Raw genomic sequence first — 22,035 nt, forward strand, 5'->3', positions numbered from 1 at the left:
GACGAGAGATTGTTTAAACTCCTCGTCGTAACGTTTAAATCCCGACATAAAAGTCCTTTCATTTTTGTGTCTTCTTAGACAGATTATAGCACACTTATTTGTGTCCACTTTTATAGTATAGCTCCACTTGCTGAACTTGCGGCACTACTTGTTGCTGAACTTGCAGTTGCGCTTGTGGCACTTAAACTAATGGTTGAGCCAGAAGTTGTGCTTGTTGCTGCAGTACTTGTAGCTGTGCTTGATACGGCACTGGTTGATGATGTTGCTGATGTTGAAACAGCAGATGTGCTTGAGCTTGCTACTGCACTTGTGGTGCTAGCGGCAACGGCACTGGTATCTGATGTGGCGGCGGTACTAGCGGCAGTACTCGCGGAGCTGGTCGTTACGACTTCAGTCGGTGTCACTGTGGCTGCAAAGGTAGCAGATGAGTTTACTGCTCCTCCTGCAATCAAAAGTGCCAAGGCTGACGAAGTGTAGAGCCATGATTTGCCAGATTTCCACGTTCTGAAGTGAGAGTTTTTAATTTCTTCTTCTTTTTTCTTGCGACGTGCAATCCGACTTAATTTTTCATTTTCCAAAATCGCTATTCAATTCTGAGATAAATCCAGAATGCCCCTTCTTTTGTATTTTATAGAATATACGCTTGTATTATACCATATCTGAACCTTAATGTATAGAGCAAAATCCCTAAAATGTCATAAAAAGAATAAATTATTTTTCATCATTTTGTAAGTGATTTTGTGTATTCTATATGCTATAATGATTATAATTGAACCTGTTTCAATAAACTTCCTCGGAAATAAATGCCATTCCATTTTGCTCCATTCTTTGGTTAATTTTTTCGACGGACACATCCTATGAACTAAAATGTCGGCAAAAAATTATCTCATTCCGCAAAATTCTGTTCTGATTCGTACTGAGCGGATTGAAACGGGGATAAATTTTGGAACGTATTAGTTCACAGTTTGTGTTTGTTCCAAAATTTATCCGAAAAGTGAAGTGAAGCGATTTTATTTCCGAGGAAGTTCAATAAAATTTATGAAAACTTTCTTTTTTGTATGGAGTAATATTGAAAAGAAAAAGAGGATACTCGTCGTGAATTATTTTGTCAATGAAAACATCTTTGCTTTAAATTCAGGAACTGAATTTTCTGCAATCAATCGGATTAAGTTATTCAAGAAAAATAAGATTTCAGCAAAAATCGTCACGCGCAACTACAACACGCAACTTGCGGCTGATGCCAAACGTTTGGGCCTTGAGTCGAGTGATGTCGTCAATATGTATGATTATTTTCAAGAACTTGTTGGGCTTGAAATGGAACGCGCAGATGTCCGTTTTGTCGATATGATTGACAAAACAAAATACCATATCGAAGGTGTCGATGCTAATTCATCTTTGATTAGTCATCATGGCACGACCATCGGAAAAATCAACATTGCACCCGCAACAGTTGGTCTTGTTGGTTCGGTCGATTATTTTGGTACTTTCGGTGATACTTTAACTACTGATTTGTGGGATTGTCGTGGTTTTAAGTCTTCGACTCAGTATTATCACCCAGACGGCTCAAAAGGAACTCAGGTTTTCTTTAATAAAGACGGGCAACCCAAGCTTGAACTGGCACACATGAATATCAATGGTCAACTTTTCCCTACAATGTATCGTTTGGTGGACTATAAAGGGGAAAGCTGGCGTTTTAATACCGAGGAAGAACTTTTCACATTTTTCCTTGATGAGTTAGCTGCACAAGGCGAAGCAAGTCTTATCAACGACCGTATTTCCTTGGCGCCTGCTGTCCATCGTGCCAAAGGTTTTGCTGGCAAATGGCACTTTTTACACAATGTTCACTCCTCAAACAATCAACAAGTTGGCCCTTCACGGCAGTTGGTTGATTATTTGAAACCTTTGTTTACTGAATTCAATGCTGAACTCGATGGCATTATTGTACCGACTGAGCAAGAACGTGATGAAATCATGAAATTCTATCACTTCAACAATGTGCTTGCTTTACCTGATTACTTTACAAAAGATGTCAAATTTGAAATTCCAAAAACGAAAAATAAGATTATTCATTTGGGACGATTGGCAGATGATAAAGGTGTTATCCAAACGGTCGAAGTCATGAATTATCTGCATCAAATGAACCCTGAAGCAGAGCTTGATTTTTATGGTTACGCTTCTCCTGCTGAAATGCAAAAACAACTTGATGAAAAAGTTGAAGCATTTGGTCTGCAAGATGTGGTTCATTTTAGAGGCTATCAAAATACAGAAATTCTCGAAGCCGCAATAAAAGAAGCACGCGCCGTCATCTCGACAACACCTGCTGAAAGTTTTGGTATGGAATTGTTAGAAGCGATGAGTTTTGGTGTGCCTGTGGTTGCTTATGATGTCAAATATGGTCACAAAGAATTGATTGACAATGGCAAAAACGGGGTGCTTGTACCACTCGGTGCAACGCTTGAAGCTGCACAAGCACTCAATGCATTGATTGTTGACGATAGCAAACATCTCAAGATGAGCAAGGCTGCACATGAAAAAGCACAAAAATGGCACGAAGCACTCGTTTGGAAAAAATGGACGAAGGTTCAAAAAACAAGTTCAAATTTGTTTGTGAAAGGGGAAAAATAAGCTATGAAATTCTTTATCAATTCATCTTTTAACCAAAAAAATTCAGGGATTGAACACGCACAGTTAAAACGTGCCAAATTGTTCAGAGATCACGGCGAAGCATTCAAAATGATCTTTCGTGAATGGAACCCCCGTTTACATCGTTACTTGAATGATGTTGGTGTTGCTGACAACGAAATCTTGTCAATGTTTGACTTTTTCCAAGATGCTGAACAGGTTGAAGATAAGATTGTTCACGCTCAAGATTTGAGATTTGGTGTCCGCAATGTCATTCATTTTAAAGATGAAGAAAAACATTTGTACAATGTCCAAACGAATACAAATCAACTGGTTGCTCGCGTGCATTATTATACTGAAGAAGACGATAATGAACGGGTCAGCATGGTTGAAATATTTGACGCTTTTGGCAATCTTTACCGTGTGGATAATTATGACTTTAGAGGTTTTCTATCTTTGACGCAATGGTACACGCCGGATAACAAGATTGGGACTGAAGTCTGGTACGATGTGCATGGTAAACCTGTCCTTGAAAGCTTTAACCGCTACAACACGAAAAAAGAATATAAAAAAGAAGGTTGGCGACTGACTTTTGGCAAAGCCATCTATATTTTCCCTACTATTGATGAGCTGATGAAGCATTTTTACAATCTCATCAATGAAAAATACTGGTCTGATACAGCTTTAAATGTCTTTATTCTTGACCGTACTCACTTGGGGGATTGGTCTGTTCTTGAACTCGATCGCCCTGTTTATACTGTTTTGCACTTGCACAATTCGCACGCAGGCGATGCACAAGATACCATGCATTCAGTCATGAATAACTTCTATGAATATGGTTTGACCAATATCAATCGTTATGACGCTGTTGTTTCTGCCACGCAAAAGCAAACATGCGATGTCATGGCACGTTTCAAACCGCAAACCAAGTGTTTTACCATTCCTGTTGGGATTATTCCAGATGCTGTCTTTGATCTTCCACGTGTTCCAATGGCTGAACGTGACCAACACTCTGTCGTCATGACTTGTCGTGTGGCACCTGAAAAGAATGTGGGCTTGGTTGCCCGTTCGATTGGACTTGCGAAAGCTATGATTCCTGACATCAATTTGACGGTTTATGGTTATATTGACCATCGTGATAATGATGCGGCTAAAAAAGCGATTGATGCAGCGATTGAAGAATTTGATCTCCAAGATGCAGTCAAATTGTATGATTATACTAACGATGTGGCCTCTGTTCAACGTAAAGGTCAAGTTTATGCGCTTGCTTCTGTCATGGAAGGATTTAATTTGTCCTTGATGGAAGCTCAGTCAAATGGCATGGTCAGCGTTACTTACGATGTTAATTATGGGCCAAATGATTTGGTTGTTGATCAAGAAAATGGTTACGTTATTCCATTTAATGAAGGTTTTAGCTGGCAAGAAACCGATCAAATGGTGGAAGCCATGGCTGAAAAATTCGTTGAATTGTTCTCTGACGCTGATAAATTGCAGGCCATGAGCGATAAAGCATTTGAATTGTCTGATCGTTTTTCAGAAGCAAATGTTTGGGCAGCTTGGCAAGAATTATTGACTGACGCTAATGAAAAAGCATTTCATTATGTGCCACAAACGCAATATGGTTTGAAAGAAAACGGCGAATAAAGAAAAATTAAAATCCATTTCGAAGTGAAATGGATTTTTTTAATATTATTTATTTAAAACGGCGGGATTTTTGAAGGGCAGGGACGATTGCCATTGTTAAGATGATTGCAATGATGACTTCGGCGATTGAATTTCCCGTGATAATGGCGCTTAGTAAGGCACCAAAGGTCATTTTTGTCACAGCTCTGAAAAAGATAAAGATGAAACCAAGGACAAGCACTGTATTGGTTGCTGTTCCAACAAAGGCCGCTAAGGCCGCTCCAAAGCGATTTTTAGAGATTTTATAGACATAATAAGGGAAAATACCAATCAAAATTCGTGGAACAATCGCAATAATCAGCGCTGCGATTGAGCCGTGATTGCTTCCCGGTACAGGCTGCAAAGGGCTAAACATAAAACTTGAAGGGAGTGTGATAATGGTCGAATTGACTACACTAATCAAGCCCATGACAAAGCCTAAAAATGCACCTTTTTTGGGCCCGAGTACGATGGAACCGATGATAACCGGAATGTGCAAAAGGGTTGGCACAATCGGCAAAGGCCAAACTGAATAAATAATCTGGCTCAAAACTTGGATTACGACCATAATGGCAATAAAGATAGCTAAAATGGCAACATCAGATGCTTTTGATTTTTTCATGGTTGTTTAAATTCTCGTCTCTTTTAATTTTAATTGAACGGCAGTGACAATGTCCTGCACGTCAGCAAGTGCGCCTTCGCCAAAATCGCCACAGGCAAGTAATGATTGTTTAGGGGCAATCATTTCAAAGCCAATTTTTTTCAGGGTCTGGATATTTTCTTGTGTCAATGGATTAACATACATATTGGTGTTCATGGCTGGGGCAAACATTTTCTTTTTGCCAGCTGGCAAAGCGAGTGCCACAGCACTTACAATATCATTTGCCGCACCATGAGCCAAACGACTGATCGTATCAGCTGTGGCTGGAGCAACAATAAAAAGGTCTGATTTTTTGGCGAGTTCGATATGATTGACGACTTCTGGTCTTTCCTCGTCCATAATGTCCAAGTGAACTTTATTTTTTGAGAGAACTTGAAGGGTCAATGGCGTGATAAACTGTGTGGCCGCCCTTGTCATCAAAACTGTGACCTGATGTTTTTGCTTTGTCAGCAATGACACCAAATCTGCTGCCTTATAAGCTGCAATACTTCCAGTTACGGCAAGTGTAATGTTAGCCATGATATGCCTCCTGCGCTTTTTCTACGATTTTATTGGCGATTTCTTGTTTGGTATTAAGCTGAATGAGCCTTTGCTGCTTATCCAAAATGAATGCTTTATGCTGTCCATTTTTAATTGTCGCAAGGTCATTTGCCACAATGAAATCTGCCTTTGTTGTGTTCATTTTTTCCTTGGCAATATTGAGCAAGTGCGTTTCTGTCACTCCTGACAACAATTTGAAACCAAATAAAATGACACTGGGTTTCCATTTTTTTATTTCTTGAATGACTTTTGGCGTTTTTTCTAGTAGCATGATTTGAAAATCTGCCTTCGAAGAGATTTTATTTTCCTGTGTTTGAGGTCTAAAATCAAGCAGTTCTTGACGAGAGAGTTGCTCAGAAAACTGCTCAAGCCCCGTCATATAGACTGGTCGATAATCAGAAACTGCCATGCTATGAATGACCACATCAACTTGGGGGACTAAGTCTGCCATTGACTCCATCAAGTCTTGCGTGTCCATTATCCGTCTGACCGTCAAGTTTTTGTGAGGTTCAGGAATGACCGCCGTCTGTCCAGCCAACAAAATGACCTGATGTGATGCTTGTAAAAAAGCTTCAGCTGTCAATTTTCCCAAGCTTCCTGTCGCAAAATTTGTAATGCCTCGAACCGTATCAATCGGCTCGGTCGTCCCACCCGCAGTAATTAAAATCTTCATGCTTTAATTTTAACCTAAGAAGCGCTGTTTCGCAAGATTTAGTCACTAAAATTACTTGATTTTTAAATGAAAAACACCTCTGTCAGTACTGACAAAGGTGTTTATTAACTCATTGGCGCTTATTTGTCGCCTCTGTTGCCTTTTTATCAGCCAATTTATTGGCTAGAGAAAACGGACATCTCTTTTAGTAGAGATCATTTATCTCCACGGTTACGCATTACGAAGCCAGCTGTTTTTTCTGTCCCTGTTGATTTGCGTGGTTTTTTGTTGTTTGATTTATTGTCAAATTTACGGTCGTCGCGTTTTCCTTTGTAGCCGCCACGGTTGTTATCACGATCACGGTCACGGTTCCAAGGTTTGCGTTCGCCACCTTCTTTGTTATCGCGGTTGCCACGGTATCCACTACGATTATTGTCGCGGTTATCTCCGTCGCGGTCGCGCCATTTGCGGTCTTTTTTGTCGCGATTACGGTGACCAGCACGTGGTTTTTTACCACGTCCGTCTTCTCCGTTATATGGCAATGGACGTTCAGCAGAAATTTTCACTTCTTCTTGATTGTCTGGGTCTTTAACACGACTTTGCAAGAGCAAGTCAACCAAAGCTTTTGCATCAAATTGTTCAAGCAATTTTTCTGCTTGTTTATCAAATTTGTGCAATTTTGATTGTGCATCTGCATCAGAAGCAATATCCAAATCACGAATAACTTCGTTCATGGCAACACCAAGTGATGCTTTGTAAGCTTCGTCTTTTGTTGGTGGTTTGATGCCTTTCATTGGTTTTTTAGTCAATTTTTCAATGGCACGAAGGTAACCCATTTCATTGTATGAAACGAATGTCATTGAACGACCTTTTTTACCTGCACGACCTGTACGACCAATACGGTGAACGTAGCTTTCTTGGTCTTGAGTGATGTCGTAGTTATAAACGTGTGTTACGCCTGAAACGTCAAGTCCACGTGCTGCAACGTCTGTCGCAACAAGCACATCAATGTGACCAGCTTTAAAGTCACGCAAGACAGCCAAACGTTTGTTTTGATCCAAGTCACCGTGCATTCCTTCTGCACGGTAGCCACGAAGTTTCAAACCACGTGTCAATTCGTCAACACGACGTTTTGTACGACCGAAGACGATGGCAAGTTCTGGGCGTTCAACGTCCAAAAGGCGTGTCAAGATGTCAAATTTTTCAAATTCTTTCGCTTTGATGTAGTATTGATCAATATTGTCAGCAGTCAATTCTTTAGCAGCAATCTTGATGTGTGTTGGTTCGTGCATGAACTTAACACCAATTTTCTTGATTGGTTCTGGCATTGTTGCTGAGAAAAGCAATGTTTGACGGTCAGATGGTGTATTTCCAAGGATGAATTCAATATCATCAAGGAATCCCATGTTGAGCATTTCGTCTGCTTCGTCCAAAATCAATGTTTGGATGTGGTCAATTTTCAATGCTTTACGTTTGATTAAATCGCACAAACGTCCAGGTGTTCCGACAACGATGTGGGCTCCTGATTTAAGTGCTTTGATTTGTTTTTCGATAGATGAACCACCAAAAACAGTACGAACTTTAAGCGATTTTGATTTTGCAAAACGGAAAAGTTCTTCTTGTCCTTGAACGGCAAGTTCACGTGTTGGTGCAATAACCAATGCTTGTACATTTGGATTTTGTGCATCAATTTTTTCAATGGTTGGCAAACCAAATGCGGCTGTTTTACCAGTCCCTGTTTGCGCTTGACCGATCACATCTTTTCCTGCGAGCGTCAATTTAATGGTTTGCTCTTGGATTGGAGTTGGTTCTACATAACCAATTTCTGTGAGGGTGTTGACGATGCCTTCTGAAAGGCCGAGGTCGCTAAATTTCAATTCTTTACCTATAGTTTCTAAGCTCAAATCGTAAATCATTACATTTGAGATTTATTTTGTCTTCCGACAATCATTTATTACTGAAGCACGAAGCTTCTCTACAGGCGAGATTTTATTAGCGCCTGATGTAACTTATCTATTATAGCACATAATTTTTACTTACACCATTTATTTTCTTGAAAATTTTTCAGAAGTAAAAAAACGGCTTCTGTCAGTACTGACAAAAGCCATTTTTATTCATTTTTTTGCTTAAACTGAAAATTCTTCTTTTAATTCAACATCTGGGTATTTATCTTTGAACCAACGCAATGCAAAATCATTTTCAAACAAGAATAATGGATGATCAAAGCGGTCACGCGCTAAAATATTACGTGAAGACGACATTTTTTCGTCCAACTGTTCTGGATTGATCCAACGAACTGATTTTTTACCCATTGGTGTCATGATAATATCGGCATTGTATTCACGTTCCATACGGTCTTTGAAGACTTCAAATTGAAGTTGTCCAACCGCACCCAACATGATATCGCCTGTCGTGTAGTTGGTATAAAGTTGGATTGCTCCTTCTTGTACCAATTGTTCAATTCCTTTATGGAAGGACTTTTGCTTCATGACATTTTTGGCTTGCACACGCATGAATAATTCAGGCGTAAATGTTGGCAATGGTTCAAATGCTTTTTTGAGCTTGCCTGTCGTCATCGTATCGCCGACTTGGTAAGTTCCAGTATCGTAAACCCCGATAATGTCGCCAGCAACCGCATTTTGAACATTTTCACGCGTATCTGCCATAAATTGAGTCACGTTAGCAAGTTTGAATTGTTTACCCGTCCGAACCAGATTGACACCCATGCCACGTTCAAATTCGCCAGAGACAATACGAACAAAGGCAATTCGGTCACGGTGGCGTGGGTCCATATTGGCTTGAATTTTGAAAACAAAGCCAGAAAAATCAGGATTGAGTGGTTCAATCTCTTCATCATCGATGGTTTTGTGTGCGTGTGGTTCTGGTGCATATTGGAGGAAACTTTCAAGGAAAGTCTGTACCCCAAAGCTTGTCAGCGCTGACCCAAAGTAAACTGGCGTTAATTGTCCAGCAATCACACGGTCAGCATCAAATTGGTTTCCTGCATCAGCCAACAACTCAGCATCTTCCACAGCTTGTTCGTAGAAAGGATTGCTTGCTAGTTCATGCTTGCCATCTGCCAGCTCTGACAAGCTCACAAAACGTTCGCCATCAGCTTCATGATGATAAACTTCAACACGGTCATTGGTAAAATCATAAAGGCCTTGGAAATTTTTACCCATCCCGATTGGCCAGTTCATTGGTACACTGTCAATACCCAAGATTTCTTCAAGTTCTGACAACAAATCAAGCGGTTCGCGTCCATCACGGTCAAGTTTATTGATGAAAGTGAAAACTGGAATGCCGCGATGCTTAACAACTTGGAACAGTTTTTTGGTTTGTGCTTCAATCCCTTTTGCAGAGTCAATCACCATAACCGCAGCATCCACAGCCATCAATGTCCGATAAGTATCTTCAGAAAAGTCCTCATGCCCAGGCGTGTCCAAAATATTGACCCGTTTTCCAGCATAATCAAATTGCATAACGGAAGATGTAACCGAAATTCCACGTTCTTTTTCAATGTCCATCCAGTCAGACTTGGCAAAGTTACCTGTCTTACGGGCTTTTACAGTCCCTGCTTCTCGAATGGCACCCCCAAATTTCAACAGTTGTTCAGTGATGGTTGTTTTACCAGCATCCGGGTGACTAATAATCGCAAATGTGCGACGTTTTTTAATTTCTTCTGCTCTACTCATTTTATTCTCATTTCATTCAAACTTCATACTTTTTTTCCAAAAAACAAGCCCAGTTAACTGAGCCAAAATCATTTTTCCTTATTTACATTGCTTTTTTCTTTCAAAAGTGGTTTTGTACTATTATATCAAAAAATGGGCTGAAATACACAGTCCATTTTCTTAAAATAATCAATTTTAAGTGTGTTAATTAGTCGCAGAGTGCGATTGAAACCAGCTTTTCATATTCTGGTTGATGCAATTTAACTGCAAAATCACGTAAAACGAGTCCACGTTCATCTGCATCTTCAGCATTATTTAATGCGAAAATTGCTTCTTTCAAGATTTTATTGTTTTCCATTCTCAAATCATTCCTTTCTTCAAACGGATTTGGACATTATAAACAAGAAATCTTAAACCAAGCATAATCAAGCTTTGTCAGCTTACAAAATCAAGCTGTCAGCACTGACAAAATTACATTCCTGGAGGGGTAACAACTTCATACAAATCAAGATTTCCACCCATCAATTTGTGAGGATGAATAGCAACTAAATCTGCTAAATCTTCAACGTTTTCTGCTTGCAAAAATGAATAACCACCAACACCTGGAGCTGTTCCTGCGACTGCAACCGTTGGATTACCAAAATCAAGCAAATGTTCGCCTGCTTTTTCAGCCCAATCCATCCAAGCCTTGTTCATTTTTTCGATGTCTTCTGGAGATAAATCACCAAAATGATTTTCTGCGGACATTTCTGCGGTATAAAGAACTAAGAATTTTTTCATCTCATTCTCACTTTCTGTAAAAGAAATTTGAATACGGTTTCATTATAACAAAATATTAACTTTTTGGACAAAAAAAGAACCTATCATTTGATGATAAGTTCTCATTTTTTATTAGATTAGTTTGTTGCAGTTTTCTTATATTCAGCAGCTTCTGCTTCTGTAGCGAAAACGAAATGTCCTGGTGTAATTTCGCGCATTTCACGATCTTGACCGTCTGTTTCATCAGTTGGATCATACACGATTGGTGTACGTTGACGTTCTGAAATAGGGTCAGGAGAAGGAATTGAGCTCAACAATGACTTTGTATATGGGTGGATTGGGTGATTGTAAACTTGTTCAGAAGTTCCAATTTCCAAGATTTTACCCCAGTGCATAACACCGATACGGTCAGAAATGTATTTCACCATAGATAAGTCATGGGCGATGAACAGATAAGTCAAGCCATTTTGTGCTTGAATATCTTTCAACAAGTTGACAACTTGAGCTTGGATTGAAACGTCCAAGGCTGAAATTGGTTCATCAGCAACGATAAATTTAGGTTTTACTGCAAGCGCACGAGCAATCCCGATACGTTGACGTTGTCCACCTGAAAATTCATGTGGGTAACGTGTCAAATGGTCATGGTTCAAGCCAACTAATTTCAACAAACGTTCAACTTGTGCTGTACGGTCGTCTGCATCTTTTGCCAAATGATTGACATCAAGCCCTTCAGCAACGACATCTTTTACACGCATACGGCCATTCAATGAAGCTTGTGGATCTTGGAAAATCATTTGAGCTTCAGAACGGAATTTTTTCAATTCATCGCCTTTAAGTTTACGAACATCTTTACCATTGAACAAGATTTCTCCTGATTCAATGTCTTTGTCGTACAGTTTCAAAATTGCACGACCGATTGTTGTTTTACCTGAACCAGATTCACCAACAAGACCAAATGTTTCGCCTTCATAAATGTCGAAAGAAACGTTATTGATGGCTTTATTTGCGTTGCGTTTTCCTTTGTTAAAGACAAGATTTAAATTCTTGAGTTCAACAATCTTTTTACCTTCTTGAGTCATTATTTCGTTTCTCCTTTCACGTCAGACATTTCAGCCCAGCGAGCCCAGCGTGCTTTGATTTTTTCTGATGGCTCGATTTTTGGTGCGCGAGGATCGAGCAACCAAGTTTTCGCGAAATGAGTAGGAGAAACTTCAAAGAATGGTGGTTCTTCTTCAAAGTCAATATCCAAGGCGTATTTGTTACGTGCTGCAAATGCATCGCCTTTTGGAGGATTCAACAAATCAGGAGGTGTCCCAGGAATAGAAACCAAACGGTCAACATCTGAATCAACAGTTGGCATAGAGTCTAAAAGTCCCCAAGTGTATGGGTGTTGCGGATTGTAGAAGATTTCTTCAACTGTTCCGTATTCAACGATTTCGCCCGCATACATAACGGCTACCTTATGCGCAAAACCAGCAACAACACCCAAGTCATGGGTAATGAAGATGATTGATGATGAAATACGTTCTTGTAATTCTGCCATCATGTGCATGATTTGTGCTTGAATGGTAACGTCAAGGGCTGTTGTTGGTTCATCAGCAATAAGAATTTCTGGATCACCAGCAAGTGCAATCGCAATAACAGCACGTTGACGCATCCCACCTGACCATTGGTGTGGATAATCATTGATGTGTTCTTCAGCAGCAGGAATACCAACTTGTTTCATGAGTTCCAAAGCACGCGCGAGCGCTTCTTTTTTCTTCATTCCTTTGTGTTTAATCAAAGGTTCAGCAATTTGTTTCCCGATTTTCATTGTTGGGTCAAGTGAAGTCATTGGATCTTGGAAAATCATTGAGATTTCATTTCCACGCAATTTTTGCCATTCCGCTTCTGTTAATTTCAAAAGGTCGTTGCCTTTATAAAGCAATTCTCCTTCTGGAATTTCAGCGTTTCTGGCATTCAATCCCATCAAAGTTTTAGTTGTTACAGACTTACCTGAACCAGATTCACCAACAATCGCAAGTGTTTGACCTTTTTCGAGATCGAAGTTTACGTTACGAATTGCTTTTACCTGACCAGCATAAGTTTTAAAGTTGACATGTAAATTTTTTACTTCTAATATTTTTTCAGACATGATTAATCCTCGCTAGATTTAGGGTCAAATGCATCACGCAAGCCATAACCAAACAAGAAGAATGAAAGTGACAAGAGACACAAAACAACAGCAGGTACTGCAAGTTGGAATGGATAGAATTGCAAGCTTGAAATACCGTCAGAAATCAATGAACCAAGTGAAGATGTTGGTGGTTTAACCCCAAGGTTAATCGCAGACAAAGTCGCTTCAGCAAAGATAACAGATGGAATATCGAACATGATTTGTACGATGATAACACCGAGCATGTTTGGAAGCAAGTGACGAATCATGATACGGAAAGTTGATTCACCAAGCGTCCGAGAGGCCAAAATGAATTCACGTTCTTTCCAACTCAAAGTCAAGTTACGCACCTGCCGGGCAATCCCTGTCCAAATAAACATACCAATCGCAAGGATAATTGAAGTAACCCCTTGTCCAAGAAGCATACCAAGCATTGTTACAATAACAAGGTAAGGAATTGATGAAATGATTTCGATGATACGTTGCATGACATTATCGACTTTTCCGCCGACCCAGCCTGAAATCAAACCATAAGTAATCCCGATAAAGATATCAAACAAAATCGCAGCAAAGGCAATCAAAAGTGAGATACGAAGTCCGACAATCGTACGTTTCGCAAGCGAACGTCCCAAGTTATCAGTTCCGAGAATGTATGATGTTCCTGAAGGTACTTTTTGGTCTTCATAAACATTTGTAGAAGCACTGTTACCAGGAGTTGTGAATTCACCATTCCAACCTGGAATATTCAAATTACCCAATTTTGGTGGCAAGTTTTTATAAACTTGTACTTTATTTGGATCAAAGTTATTTGCAGAACTTTGTGGTACAAGTACGATTGAAACCAATGAGAAGAGCAATGTCGCAATAACTACGACCATAGCAACAACTGCAATACGGTTCTTTTTAAAACGACGCCAAGCATCTTGCCAGAAAGTAAGTGCAGGTTTCGAGATTAATTCCATGTCATGTGAATCTGTCGTTCCCACGAGAGTGAATTTTTTATTTACATTTTCCATTTTTTTACTCTCCTTCCTAGTCTAATCTTACACGTGGATCAACAAACGCTGTGATAATATCGGTAATCAAAATCATAACCATCAACATCAAAGCATAGACGATTGTTGTCCCCATGATAACTGGGAAGTCTTTTGAAGGAATTGATTGAACAAATTGTTGACCAATTCCGGGGATACTGAAGATTGTTTCAATAAGAACTGAACCAGTCAAAAGACCAGCAGTCATTGGGCCAATCAATGTAAGCATTGGAATCAATGAGTTACGAAGGGCATGTTTCCAGAGTACTTCTCCGTCTGACAACCCTTTGGCACGTGCCAAGAGAATATAATCGGAACTCAAGGATTCTATCATTTCGGAACGCACGAAGGCGGTCACTTGTGCCATGGACGCGAGGGAAAGGGCGATTGATGGCATAACTGACGTTCCTGTAAACATTCCGTCCCAACCTGTAACAGGAAGTGATTGCAATGTATATCCGAAAACGAGAAGCAACAAAGTACCAACGACGAATGAAGGAACTGAGAAGGCAAATGTTGAGATAACACTCAAGACATTATCTACCCAACCGTTACGGTAGCGGGCAGAAAGAACTCCGAAGATCGTACCAAAAATAAGTGCAATAATCATTGCTTGAAGTCCGAGTTGAGCAGAAACAGGCAAACGTTGTGCAATCATCATGCTAACTGGTTGGTTAGTATAAGTGAATGATGTTCCAAAGTTACCAGTAAAAGCATGACCAATATAAATCAAATATTGATACCAAAGGGGTTTATCCAAGCCATAAGCTGCCATCAATGATTGTAATTGTTGTGGTGAAAGCTTAGGATTGTGGAATGGCGTACCAGGCATAACTTGCATCAAGAAGAATGTTGCAGTAATGACAAGGAATAATGTAAGCACCATCAGCATGATGCGTTTTAAAATGTATTTAGCTAACATATGTTAATCTTTCTTATATAAACACGAAAAAGTAGGTGCCAGTGGCCCTTACTTTTTCATTTACTCTAATTTCAAACTCATTACTTGATGTAAACACTCTTAAGGTCGTAAGAAAGTCCAGTTCCGTGGAAGGCCAAGCCAACCATGTTTGGATTACGAAGTGCAGGTGTTGTACGGAAGTAAATAGGGTTGATACTTGATTCATCGTAAAGTGCTTTTTCAGCATCTTTATAATCTGCATCACGAGCTGCATCATTTGTTACATTAGGCAATGTTGAAGCGCTCTTCATTGCTGCTTCATATGCAGCATTTGAAACACCACCGTCGTTGTTACCTGAGTCAGCTGTGAAGAGTTGCAAGAATGTTGATGGTTCTGCATAGTCGCCACCCCAAAGTGAGTTAACTAAATCAAATTGGTGATTTTGTGAATCTTTCAAACGTTGTTGGAATGGAACAATCTTTTCTGTGATTGTCAAACCAGGAAGTGCTTTTGCGAGTGAAGTTTGAAGGAAGTCAGCCATTTGCTTAGCAGTTGTTGAATCTGCATCTGTTTCATAAGTCAAAGTCAATGTGGTTTCACCAATTTCCTTCATCCCTTTGTCCCAGTATTCTTTAGCTTTAGTTGTATCGTAAGTATAAGGCTGTTTAGCGTATGTTGCAAAGTCTTCACCGTCTGCTGTCAGTGCCATACCAGATGGTACCAAACCAGTTGCTACTTTAGAACCGGCAGTTGTTTGAGAAACAATTGTTGCACGGTCAGTTGCAAGGTTCAAAGCCATACGAATGTTTTTGTTTTGCAATGCTTTAGCTGCTGCTGTACTTGAAGTACCTTTACCCGTTTGGTTATATTGGATATAGTCTGTTGTAGCTTCTTTAAGCGTTACGAGTTCAGCGTTCTTAGTGTAACCTTTGTTTGCATTGTAAAGGTCAGGTGTTCCAAGTGAAGCTTGGTCAAGTTTTCCTTGTTTGAACAATTGAACAGCTGTTTCAGGTTTTTTGATAACTTGATAGCTAATTTCGCTTGATTTAACATTCTTTTTGTCGTAGTATTTGTCGTTCTTAACAAGATCGAATGATTGGTTTGAACCTGTCCAACCAGAACCTTTGAAGACGAATGGACCAGAATAAAGTGTCTTGTCAGATGAAGTTCCGTATTCTTTACCATATTTTTCAACGAATGTTTGGTTCAATGGGAAGTATACAGATTGAGCAAGAAGATAGTTGAAGTAAGGAGTTGGTTGTGTCAACGTTACTTTCAATTCAGTATCTGAAACTTTTTCTATTCCAAGTGTACTTGGTTTAGCCTTGCCGTTCATGATTTCGTTTGCACCTTTGATGTTAGCCATAAGGTATGCATATTGTGATCCAGTTTCTGGATCAACTGCACGTTGCCAAGCATAAACGAAGTCTTTCGCTGTCAATGCATCTCCATTAGACCATTGAAGTCCTGAACGAAGTTTGATTGTATAAGTCAAGCCATCTGATGAAACATCAACACTTTCAGCAAGTGCTGGTTGAGCTTTTCCTGAGTCATCAACACGCATGGCACCTTCTTCGGTGTTACCGATAAAGATGTTTGAGTATGTATCTGTTGCCATTGTTGAGTCAAGTGTTGAAATATCCGTTGGGATTGCCAACTGAGGCGCACGTCCCGCATCTGACTTAGATGATGAACTACCACCACACGCAACAAGCAAAGCTGCAGAAGCCAATGTAACTGTACCTAAGCTTACTTTTTTCCAAGTTTTCATGAAATTTCCCTCTTTCATATTTTTTCTGTGAAATTATGTCATCGTAATTGTCAGAAAATTTGATATATTGGTATTATACTTAAATTAACCTAAAATGTAAAGTGAAATCATTACATATCATCTTTTTTAGTTTAATAACTTTAGTTTATTGTGGTTAAGTTCGTATTTTATCAATCTTTAAATCTATTTGTTATTTTCTGAAAATTTACTATGTTTGCAATTTTATCAGATTGGTTTAAGTTTGTCAAGAGAAATAGTAATTATATTTATATTAAAAAAATAACATGATTTGTAATAAATCATGTTATTTTTTATTTTATTTGATATAGGCTTCTTTCAAGTCATATGTAAGACCTGTTGAGTGGAATTGAAGTCCTTTAAGGTCTGGATTGACAAGTGCTGGACTTGCTTGGAAGTCGATTGGATTGATGTAAGAACCTTCGTAAAGAGCAGTCTCTGCTGCTTTATAGTGTTCATCAGTTTTCGCTTGATCCAAGACATCTGGTGCAGTTGATGCTGCTTTGTAGGCTGCATCATAAGCTGAACTTGAGAATTTACCATCGTTATAAGATTGTCCTGTTACAAAGAGTTGCAAGAAAGTTGATGGTTCAGCATAGTCGCCACCCCAACCACCAAGAATCAAATCAAAGGTCGTGTTGCGTTGGTCTTGCAAACGTTGTTGGAATGGAACGAGTTTCAAATCAATCGTAAGTCCTGGAAGGATTTGTTGATATGATGTTTGAAGGTAACTTGCTGTTGCTTTTGCAGGAGCCAAGTCTGCTGCTGCCTCAAGACTGAGCGTTAATTTTGTAAGTCCGACTTCTTTCAAGCCTTCAGCCCACAATTTTTTAGCTTCTGTTTCATCATATTTATAGTCTTGTTTTGCATATTGCGCAAAGTCTTCTCCTGAGTCGGTCTTACTCATACCGGCTGGTGTAAAGCTTGTTGCGACTGTTGAGTATGGCAATGCATTATCTACAATGGCTTTACGGTTAGTCGCCAAGTTAAGCGCTTGACGGATCTTCTTATTGGCCAATGCTTTTTGAGCATCTGTGCTGCTTGCACCTTTTCCTGATTGGTTATATTCCATGTAGTCAGTACGGGCTTGTTTAAATACAGTAAAGCCGTCATCGCCTTTATTTGCTGTAATCAAATCGGTTGTTGCCAACAAAGCGAAGTCAAGTTTGTTTTGTTTATAAAGTTGAGCACCTGTATTTGCATTTGAAATGACTTTGAAATCAACTTGTTTAGATTTCACTTTGTCTTTGTCCCAATAGCTTGGATTTGCATAAACTGAGAATTCTTTATTGGTTCCTGACCAGCCGTTCGATGATTTGAACATGTATGGGCCGCTATAGACCATCTTTTCAGAAGTTGTTCCGTATTCTTTTCCGTATTTTTCAACAACTTTTTCATTCAATGGATAGTAAACAGGCTCTGAGAGCAAGAATTTGAAGTAAGGAACTGGCTCAGCAAGTGTGACAGTCAACTTGTCTTCTCCGTCAACTTTGACAGCCAACGTATCTTTGTTTGCTTTTCCTGAAGAAATTTCGTTGGCATTCTTGATGGCACCCATCAAATAGGCATATTCTGAACCTGTGTCTGGGTCAACTGCACGTTTCCAAGCGTAAGCAAAGTCATTGGCAGTGAGCTTGTCGCCATTTGACCATTTCAAATCAGGTTTCAATGTGATGGTATAAGTCAAGCCATCTGATGAAACATCAATTGACTTTGCAAGGGCAAGTGAGGCGTCACCGTTTTTGTCAACACGTGTTGCTCCTTCTTCCACGTTCCCAATAACATCATATGAATATTGGTCAGTTACAACTGTTGAGTCCAGCGTTACCACGTCTGTTGGAATTGAAAATACAATATTTTTTTGAGCTTCTTCCTTTTTATCGCCACAGGCTGCCAAAACAGCAACAGATAAAAGCGAGAGCGCAGATATTCCGATAATCTTTTTCTTGTTCATATCAATAACTCCTAAATTTAATATATATAGAATTTACAGAAAATTTTATATGTTTTGTATTTTACAATATATTAAAAAACTTGTCAAGGATGAACTGCGAAATAAAAAAAAAGAAATCATCAGATTTCTTTTTCAATGTGTTCAATTATTTGGAAAAGTTTCATTCCATTTGAGCCTTTAAATAAAATTTGGTCGTTTGGTTGCAACTCCGCTTTGATGGCTTCAGTCAACTTCTCAAGGCTATCAAAATGTACAACTTTAGGATTTCCTGCTGCTTTGTCATAAAGATATTTCATCATTGGTCCATACAAATAGACCTTGTCCAAAATATCCAAATCTAGCGTTTCAAAGATGCTGGCGTGAAGTTGAGGTGCAGTTTCACCAAGTTCCAGCATGTCAGCAAGGACAGCCAGCTTTCTTCCCTTTTCATTTGGTGCAATCGCTTGGAAAGTCTCCAAAATCAAGCGTGTAGCTGTTGGATTGGCATTATAAACGTCAGCAAGAATATCTGCGCCATTGGCCGCTTTCTTCCATTCTGTTCGGTTTCTCGTCAATTCAACGTGTTCTAGTCCATGTTTGATTTCTTTTTCAGTCAATCCCATTTTCAAACCAACATAGCTCGCAAGCATGGCGTTAGTTGCATTGTAGCGTCCTGGCACTGGAATGCTGATGGTTTCGTTCATAAAATTGCTGTTGAAAGTGAGATAATCTCTATGTTCAACGAGTTGTGTCACATAAATATCTTCGTCAGCGCCAAAGCGTGTGATTTTTTGATTGTCATAGATAAATTCATTGATGATCGGATCAGCAGGTGCAATCAGCTCATTTTCAATGCCAAGTCCTGCTTGAATGCCCATTTTTCCTTTGGCAATGTTACGGCGACTTCCCATAAATTCAAGATGTGCTTCACCAATCAGCGTAATGACTGCCAAATCTGGACTAGCAAGACTTGAAAGTAAGTCAATGTCGCCAGGATGATCCATTCCCATTTCCAAGACCAATTTTTCAGTATCATCTGGCATGTGCAAAATGGTATAAGGCATGCCGATTTCGTTATTATGATTGCCTTGTGTTTTATAAGTTTGGTATTTTTCAGACAAAACAGCAGCAATCATATCTTTTGTGGTCGTCTTTCCGTTTGAGCCTGTAACAGCAATAACGGTTGGCTTCATTTTACTCACGTAATACTTAGCTAAAGCCTGAAATGCACGTAAATTATCATCGACAAGAAGATGTGCTTGTTCGATTTCTTTTTCAGAAAAAGTCAAAACGGCACCATTAGTAAAAGCGGTTTCGATAAAATCATGTCCGTCACGCACTCCTTTTAAAGGTAAAAAGAGGTCTCCTGATGTGATTAAACGGCTGTCAAATTCGATGGCGTGTATTTCTTGGTCTTTGTAGCTCGACCAGTCATTTTTGGCTTGCACGACTTGTGCAATTTCTTTTATTGTAAGTTTCATATTAGCTTAATTATATCACTTTTTGTACAAAAAAAATCTGTCAGTGCTGACAGATTTCATTCTTTTTTATTGTCTAATTTGGCCATTACCATAAATGATATATTTGGTCGTTGTCAGTGCTGACAATCCCATAGGCCCACGTGCATGAAGCTTTTGGGTGCTGATACCAATTTCTGCGCCAAATCCGAATTCAAAACCGTCTGTAAACCGGGTAGAGGCATTGATATAGACAGCCGCTGAACTGATTTCTTGCAAGAATTTTTGACTATTAGCATAGTCTTTTGTGATGATGCTTTCAGAATGCTTGGTACTGTGCGTGTTGATATGTTCAATCGCTTCCTCGATACTGTCCACAATCTTGATGGACAAAATCAAATCATTGTATTCTGTATAAAAATCTTCTTCTGTAGCTGGCGTGCAGTCAATGATAGACTGCGTGCGTTCATCACCTCGAAGCTCAACTGTATTGTTTTTTTGTGCCAACATCTGTAGAAATTCTTTTGCGACTTTCTCATGAACCACCAAACTTTCGCAGGCATTGCAGACAGATGGGCGTTGCGTCTTGGCATTCCATAAAACGTCAAGCCCCATTTCTAAATCAGCAAATTCGTCGATATAAACATGACAATTTCCAGAACCTGTCTCGATAACTGGAACGGTTGAATTTTCCACAACTGTTTTTATCAGACCTGCACCACCTCGAGGAATTAAAACGTCAAGATAAGTATTTAATTTCATCATTTGTGTTGCTGTCTCGCGTGACGGATCTGCCACGACTTCGACACAAGCCTCAGGTAAACCAGCAGTTTGAAGGGCTTGTTTCATTAGACGAGCAAGTTCAAGATTTGAATGCAAAGCATCACTTCCCCCACGTAAAAGGCAGGCGTTTCCTGATTTTAAGCACAAAACAGCTGCATCAACAGTCACATTTGGTCTTGCCTCGTAAATGATGCCAATAAGTCCTAAAGGCACGCGTTGCTGTCCAATTTTAAGACCGTTTGGCCGTTGCCACATTTGATCAACATTTCCCAAAATATCTGGCAGAGCGGTCAACTTTCTAGCTGCTTGCGCCATGTCGGAAATTCTTTGTTCATTGAGCATGAGGCGATCGCGCATGGCTGTTTTTTTTGAAGCAGCCATGTCTTTGGCATTTGCAGCAAGGATGCTCTCAAGATTTGCTTCTAAGCTATCTGCGATGGCAAGTAGTGCTGCATTGCGCTGTGTAATTGATGTATTGGCCAAAATAGTGCTGGCTTTTTTAGCCGCTTTTGCTTGTTCAACAATCGAAATATGTTCCAATTTCTTCTCCTTCTAATAAATTGTAAATTTTGCTTGGATCTGCGCCATTCATGATAACCGTTCGTGTTTTTGATTGCTGTGCAATTTGTGCAGCAAGGAGTTTCGTTGCCATACCGCCAGTACCGCGGTTAGAAGACACCCCGCCAGCCATTTCTCTTACTTGGTCAGTAATGACAGGAATTTCTCTGATTAACCGGGCATCTGGATTTTCGTTAGGGTTCATGTCATAGAGTCCATCAATATCTGTCAGCATGACCAACATGTCAGCTTTGACCATATTTGCAATATGCGCTGACAAGGTATCATTGTCGCCAAAGAGGATTTCGTCAGTTACAACAGTATCGTTTTCGTTGACAATCGGAATGACATTGAATTCAAGTAAGGTCTGAAAAGTATTGACTGCATTGTCGTGCATTTTTTTGTCCGTCAAGACAAGATGTGTCAAGAGAACTTGACCAATCAACTGGTTATATTGGCGGAAGAATTCGTCGTAAATTTCCATCAGTTGAGCTTGACCAATCGCTGCAGCTGCCTGCTTTTCCTTGACAGTTGTCGGCCGATGATCCATTCCTAATTTTTGAGCACCCACGCCGATTGCGCCAGAGCTGACCAAAACAATGTGCTTTCCCGAATTTTGTAAATCAGAAATCAAGCGCGCTAATTGTTCGATGCGGCGTAAATTTAAGCTCCCATTTTCGTAAGTCAAGGTACTTGTCCCGACTTTAATGACCATTCGATTGATGTTTTCTAAATTTCTCATATCGTTCACATTCTTTATTTTTGCTACTTCTTCACAACTCAAGATGAGTTTTATATATTATAGCAGAAATCAAGCAATTCTGCAGTTTTTCCCAACTGTTAAACATAAAAAA

General features: G+C 39.6%; 19 protein-coding genes. 2 read left to right on the forward strand and 17 right to left on the reverse strand.

Annotation, left to right across the window (positions count from 1 at the left end; translation table 11 throughout):
• Positions 1-110 precede the first annotated feature (110 nt).
• Positions 111-578, reverse strand: coding sequence for a KxYKxGKxW signal peptide domain-containing protein (locus GHI45_RS08945; RefSeq protein ID WP_153497437.1), 468 nt, complete (start codon positions 576-578; stop codon positions 111-113).
• A 460-nt stretch (positions 579-1,038) separates the two neighbouring features.
• Here GHI45_RS08945 and GHI45_RS08950 point away from each other — a divergent pair, with 460 nt between their 5' ends.
• Together GHI45_RS08950 and GHI45_RS08955 are read left to right on the forward strand one after the other, a co-directional pair.
• Positions 1,039-2,625, forward strand: a complete 1,587-nt coding sequence (locus GHI45_RS08950) for a glycosyltransferase (RefSeq protein ID WP_153497438.1) — start codon at positions 1,039-1,041, stop codon at positions 2,623-2,625.
• A 3-nt stretch (positions 2,626-2,628) separates the two neighbouring features.
• Positions 2,629-4,266 carry a glycosyltransferase gene (locus GHI45_RS08955; protein WP_147780400.1) on the forward strand — a complete coding sequence of 546 codons (1,638 nt, stop codon included), beginning with the start codon at positions 2,629-2,631 and terminating at the stop codon, positions 4,264-4,266.
• A gap of 49 nt (positions 4,267-4,315) precedes the next feature.
• On the opposite strand, the gene GHI45_RS08960 is transcribed toward GHI45_RS08955, so the two are convergent.
• The 16 genes from GHI45_RS08960 to proB form a co-directional block, all read right to left on the reverse strand.
• Positions 4,316-4,906 carry an ECF transporter S component gene (locus tag GHI45_RS08960; protein ID WP_147780401.1) on the reverse strand — a complete coding sequence of 197 codons (591 nt, stop codon included), beginning with the start codon at positions 4,904-4,906 and terminating at the stop codon, positions 4,316-4,318.
• 6 nt (positions 4,907-4,912) lie between these two features.
• On the reverse strand, positions 4,913-5,464 hold the full coding sequence (gene coaC, locus GHI45_RS08965) for a phosphopantothenoylcysteine decarboxylase (protein WP_147780402.1): 552 nt from the start codon (positions 5,462-5,464) through the stop codon (positions 4,913-4,915).
• Positions 5,457-6,158: a phosphopantothenate--cysteine ligase gene (locus GHI45_RS08970; protein WP_147780403.1), complete on the reverse strand. Its 702-nt coding sequence runs from the start codon at positions 6,156-6,158 to the stop codon at positions 5,457-5,459. The genes coaC and GHI45_RS08970 overlap by 8 nt, the downstream gene beginning before the upstream one ends.
• 194 nt (positions 6,159-6,352) lie before the next feature.
• On the reverse strand, positions 6,353-8,014 hold the full coding sequence (locus GHI45_RS08975; protein ID WP_147780404.1) for a DEAD/DEAH box helicase: 1,662 nt from the start codon (positions 8,012-8,014) through the stop codon (positions 6,353-6,355).
• A 249-nt stretch (positions 8,015-8,263) separates the two neighbouring features.
• Entirely contained in the window at positions 8,264-9,832 is a 1,569-nt protein-coding gene (locus GHI45_RS08980; RefSeq protein WP_147780405.1) for a peptide chain release factor 3, read from the reverse strand.
• Between the two features lie 187 nt (positions 9,833-10,019).
• Positions 10,020-10,169 (reverse strand): hypothetical protein, encoded by a 150-nt coding sequence (locus tag GHI45_RS08985; RefSeq protein WP_153497439.1) that lies wholly within the window; start codon positions 10,167-10,169, stop codon positions 10,020-10,022.
• A 113-nt stretch (positions 10,170-10,282) separates the two neighbouring features.
• Entirely contained in the window at positions 10,283-10,591 is a 309-nt protein-coding gene (locus tag GHI45_RS08990) for a hypothetical protein (RefSeq protein ID WP_147780406.1), read from the reverse strand.
• Positions 10,592-10,707: 116 nt separating this feature from the next.
• The gene (locus GHI45_RS08995; protein ID WP_147780407.1) at positions 10,708-11,649 is read right to left on the reverse strand and encodes an ABC transporter ATP-binding protein; all 942 of its coding nucleotides are present in this window, start codon (positions 11,647-11,649) and stop codon (positions 10,708-10,710) included.
• Entirely contained in the window at positions 11,649-12,704 is a 1,056-nt protein-coding gene (locus GHI45_RS09000; RefSeq protein WP_153497440.1) for an ABC transporter ATP-binding protein, read from the reverse strand. Before GHI45_RS09000 ends, GHI45_RS08995 begins: the two co-directional genes overlap by 1 nt.
• 2 nt (positions 12,705-12,706) lie before the next feature.
• A complete protein-coding gene (locus GHI45_RS09005; protein ID WP_147780409.1) occupies positions 12,707-13,741 on the reverse strand; it encodes an ABC transporter permease in 1,035 nt (344 codons plus the stop codon).
• A gap of 16 nt (positions 13,742-13,757) precedes the next feature.
• Positions 13,758-14,681, reverse strand: coding sequence for an ABC transporter permease (locus GHI45_RS09010; RefSeq protein WP_147780410.1), 924 nt, complete (start codon positions 14,679-14,681; stop codon positions 13,758-13,760).
• A gap of 80 nt (positions 14,682-14,761) precedes the next feature.
• The gene (locus GHI45_RS09015) at positions 14,762-16,432 is read right to left on the reverse strand and encodes a peptide ABC transporter substrate-binding protein (protein WP_147780411.1); all 1,671 of its coding nucleotides are present in this window, start codon (positions 16,430-16,432) and stop codon (positions 14,762-14,764) included.
• Between the two features lie 316 nt (positions 16,433-16,748).
• A complete protein-coding gene (locus tag GHI45_RS09020; protein ID WP_147780412.1) occupies positions 16,749-18,404 on the reverse strand; it encodes a peptide ABC transporter substrate-binding protein in 1,656 nt (551 codons plus the stop codon).
• Between the two features lie 119 nt (positions 18,405-18,523).
• Positions 18,524-19,864 (reverse strand): UDP-N-acetylmuramoyl-tripeptide--D-alanyl-D-alanine ligase, encoded by a 1,341-nt coding sequence (murF, locus tag GHI45_RS09025; protein WP_147780413.1) that lies wholly within the window; start codon positions 19,862-19,864, stop codon positions 18,524-18,526.
• Between the two features lie 66 nt (positions 19,865-19,930).
• A complete protein-coding gene (locus GHI45_RS09030) occupies positions 19,931-21,163 on the reverse strand; it encodes a glutamate-5-semialdehyde dehydrogenase (protein WP_147780414.1) in 1,233 nt (410 codons plus the stop codon).
• A complete protein-coding gene (gene proB / locus GHI45_RS09035; protein WP_147780415.1) occupies positions 21,141-21,923 on the reverse strand; it encodes a glutamate 5-kinase in 783 nt (260 codons plus the stop codon). Before proB ends, GHI45_RS09030 begins: the two co-directional genes overlap by 23 nt.
• Positions 21,924-22,035: the final 112 nt, after the last annotated feature.

The sequence above is a fragment of the Lactococcus sp. dk101 genome, from assembly GCF_009601055.1.
GTDB lineage: Bacteria > Bacillota > Bacilli > Lactobacillales > Streptococcaceae > Lactococcus.

What these genes read in the sequence shown, in the direction of transcription:
- GHI45_RS09015 (WP_147780411.1), bottom strand. Translation starts at nt 16,432, where the DNA reads ATGAAAACTTGGAAAAAAGTAAGCTTAGGTACAGTTACATTGGCTTCT.
- GHI45_RS08980 (WP_147780405.1), bottom strand. Translation starts at nt 9,832, where the DNA reads ATGAGTAGAGCAGAAGAAATTAAAAAACGTCGCACATTTGCGATTATT.
- GHI45_RS08990 (WP_147780406.1), bottom strand. Translation starts at nt 10,591, where the DNA reads ATGAAAAAATTCTTAGTTCTTTATACCGCAGAAATGTCCGCAGAAAAT.
- GHI45_RS08955 (WP_147780400.1), top strand. Translation starts at nt 2,629, where the DNA reads ATGAAATTCTTTATCAATTCATCTTTTAACCAAAAAAATTCAGGGATT.
- GHI45_RS08960 (WP_147780401.1), bottom strand. Translation starts at nt 4,906, where the DNA reads ATGAAAAAATCAAAAGCATCTGATGTTGCCATTTTAGCTATCTTTATT.
- GHI45_RS08970 (WP_147780403.1), bottom strand. Translation starts at nt 6,158, where the DNA reads ATGAAGATTTTAATTACTGCGGGTGGGACGACCGAGCCGATTGATACG.
- GHI45_RS08995 (WP_147780407.1), bottom strand. Translation starts at nt 11,649, where the DNA reads ATGACTCAAGAAGGTAAAAAGATTGTTGAACTCAAGAATTTAAATCTT.
- proB (WP_147780415.1), bottom strand. Translation starts at nt 21,923, where the DNA reads ATGAGAAATTTAGAAAACATCAATCGAATGGTCATTAAAGTCGGGACA.
- GHI45_RS09010 (WP_147780410.1), bottom strand. Translation starts at nt 14,681, where the DNA reads ATGTTAGCTAAATACATTTTAAAACGCATCATGCTGATGGTGCTTACA.
- GHI45_RS08985 (WP_153497439.1), bottom strand. Translation starts at nt 10,169, where the DNA reads ATGGAAAACAATAAAATCTTGAAAGAAGCAATTTTCGCATTAAATAAT.
- GHI45_RS09000 (WP_153497440.1), bottom strand. Translation starts at nt 12,704, where the DNA reads ATGTCTGAAAAAATATTAGAAGTAAAAAATTTACATGTCAACTTTAAA.
- GHI45_RS09005 (WP_147780409.1), bottom strand. Translation starts at nt 13,741, where the DNA reads ATGGAAAATGTAAATAAAAAATTCACTCTCGTGGGAACGACAGATTCA.
- coaC (WP_147780402.1), bottom strand. Translation starts at nt 5,464, where the DNA reads ATGGCTAACATTACACTTGCCGTAACTGGAAGTATTGCAGCTTATAAG.
- murF (WP_147780413.1), bottom strand. Translation starts at nt 19,864, where the DNA reads ATGAAACTTACAATAAAAGAAATTGCACAAGTCGTGCAAGCCAAAAAT.
- GHI45_RS09020 (WP_147780412.1), bottom strand. Translation starts at nt 18,404, where the DNA reads ATGAACAAGAAAAAGATTATCGGAATATCTGCGCTCTCGCTTTTATCT.
- GHI45_RS08950 (WP_153497438.1), top strand. Translation starts at nt 1,039, where the DNA reads ATGAAAACTTTCTTTTTTGTATGGAGTAATATTGAAAAGAAAAAGAGG.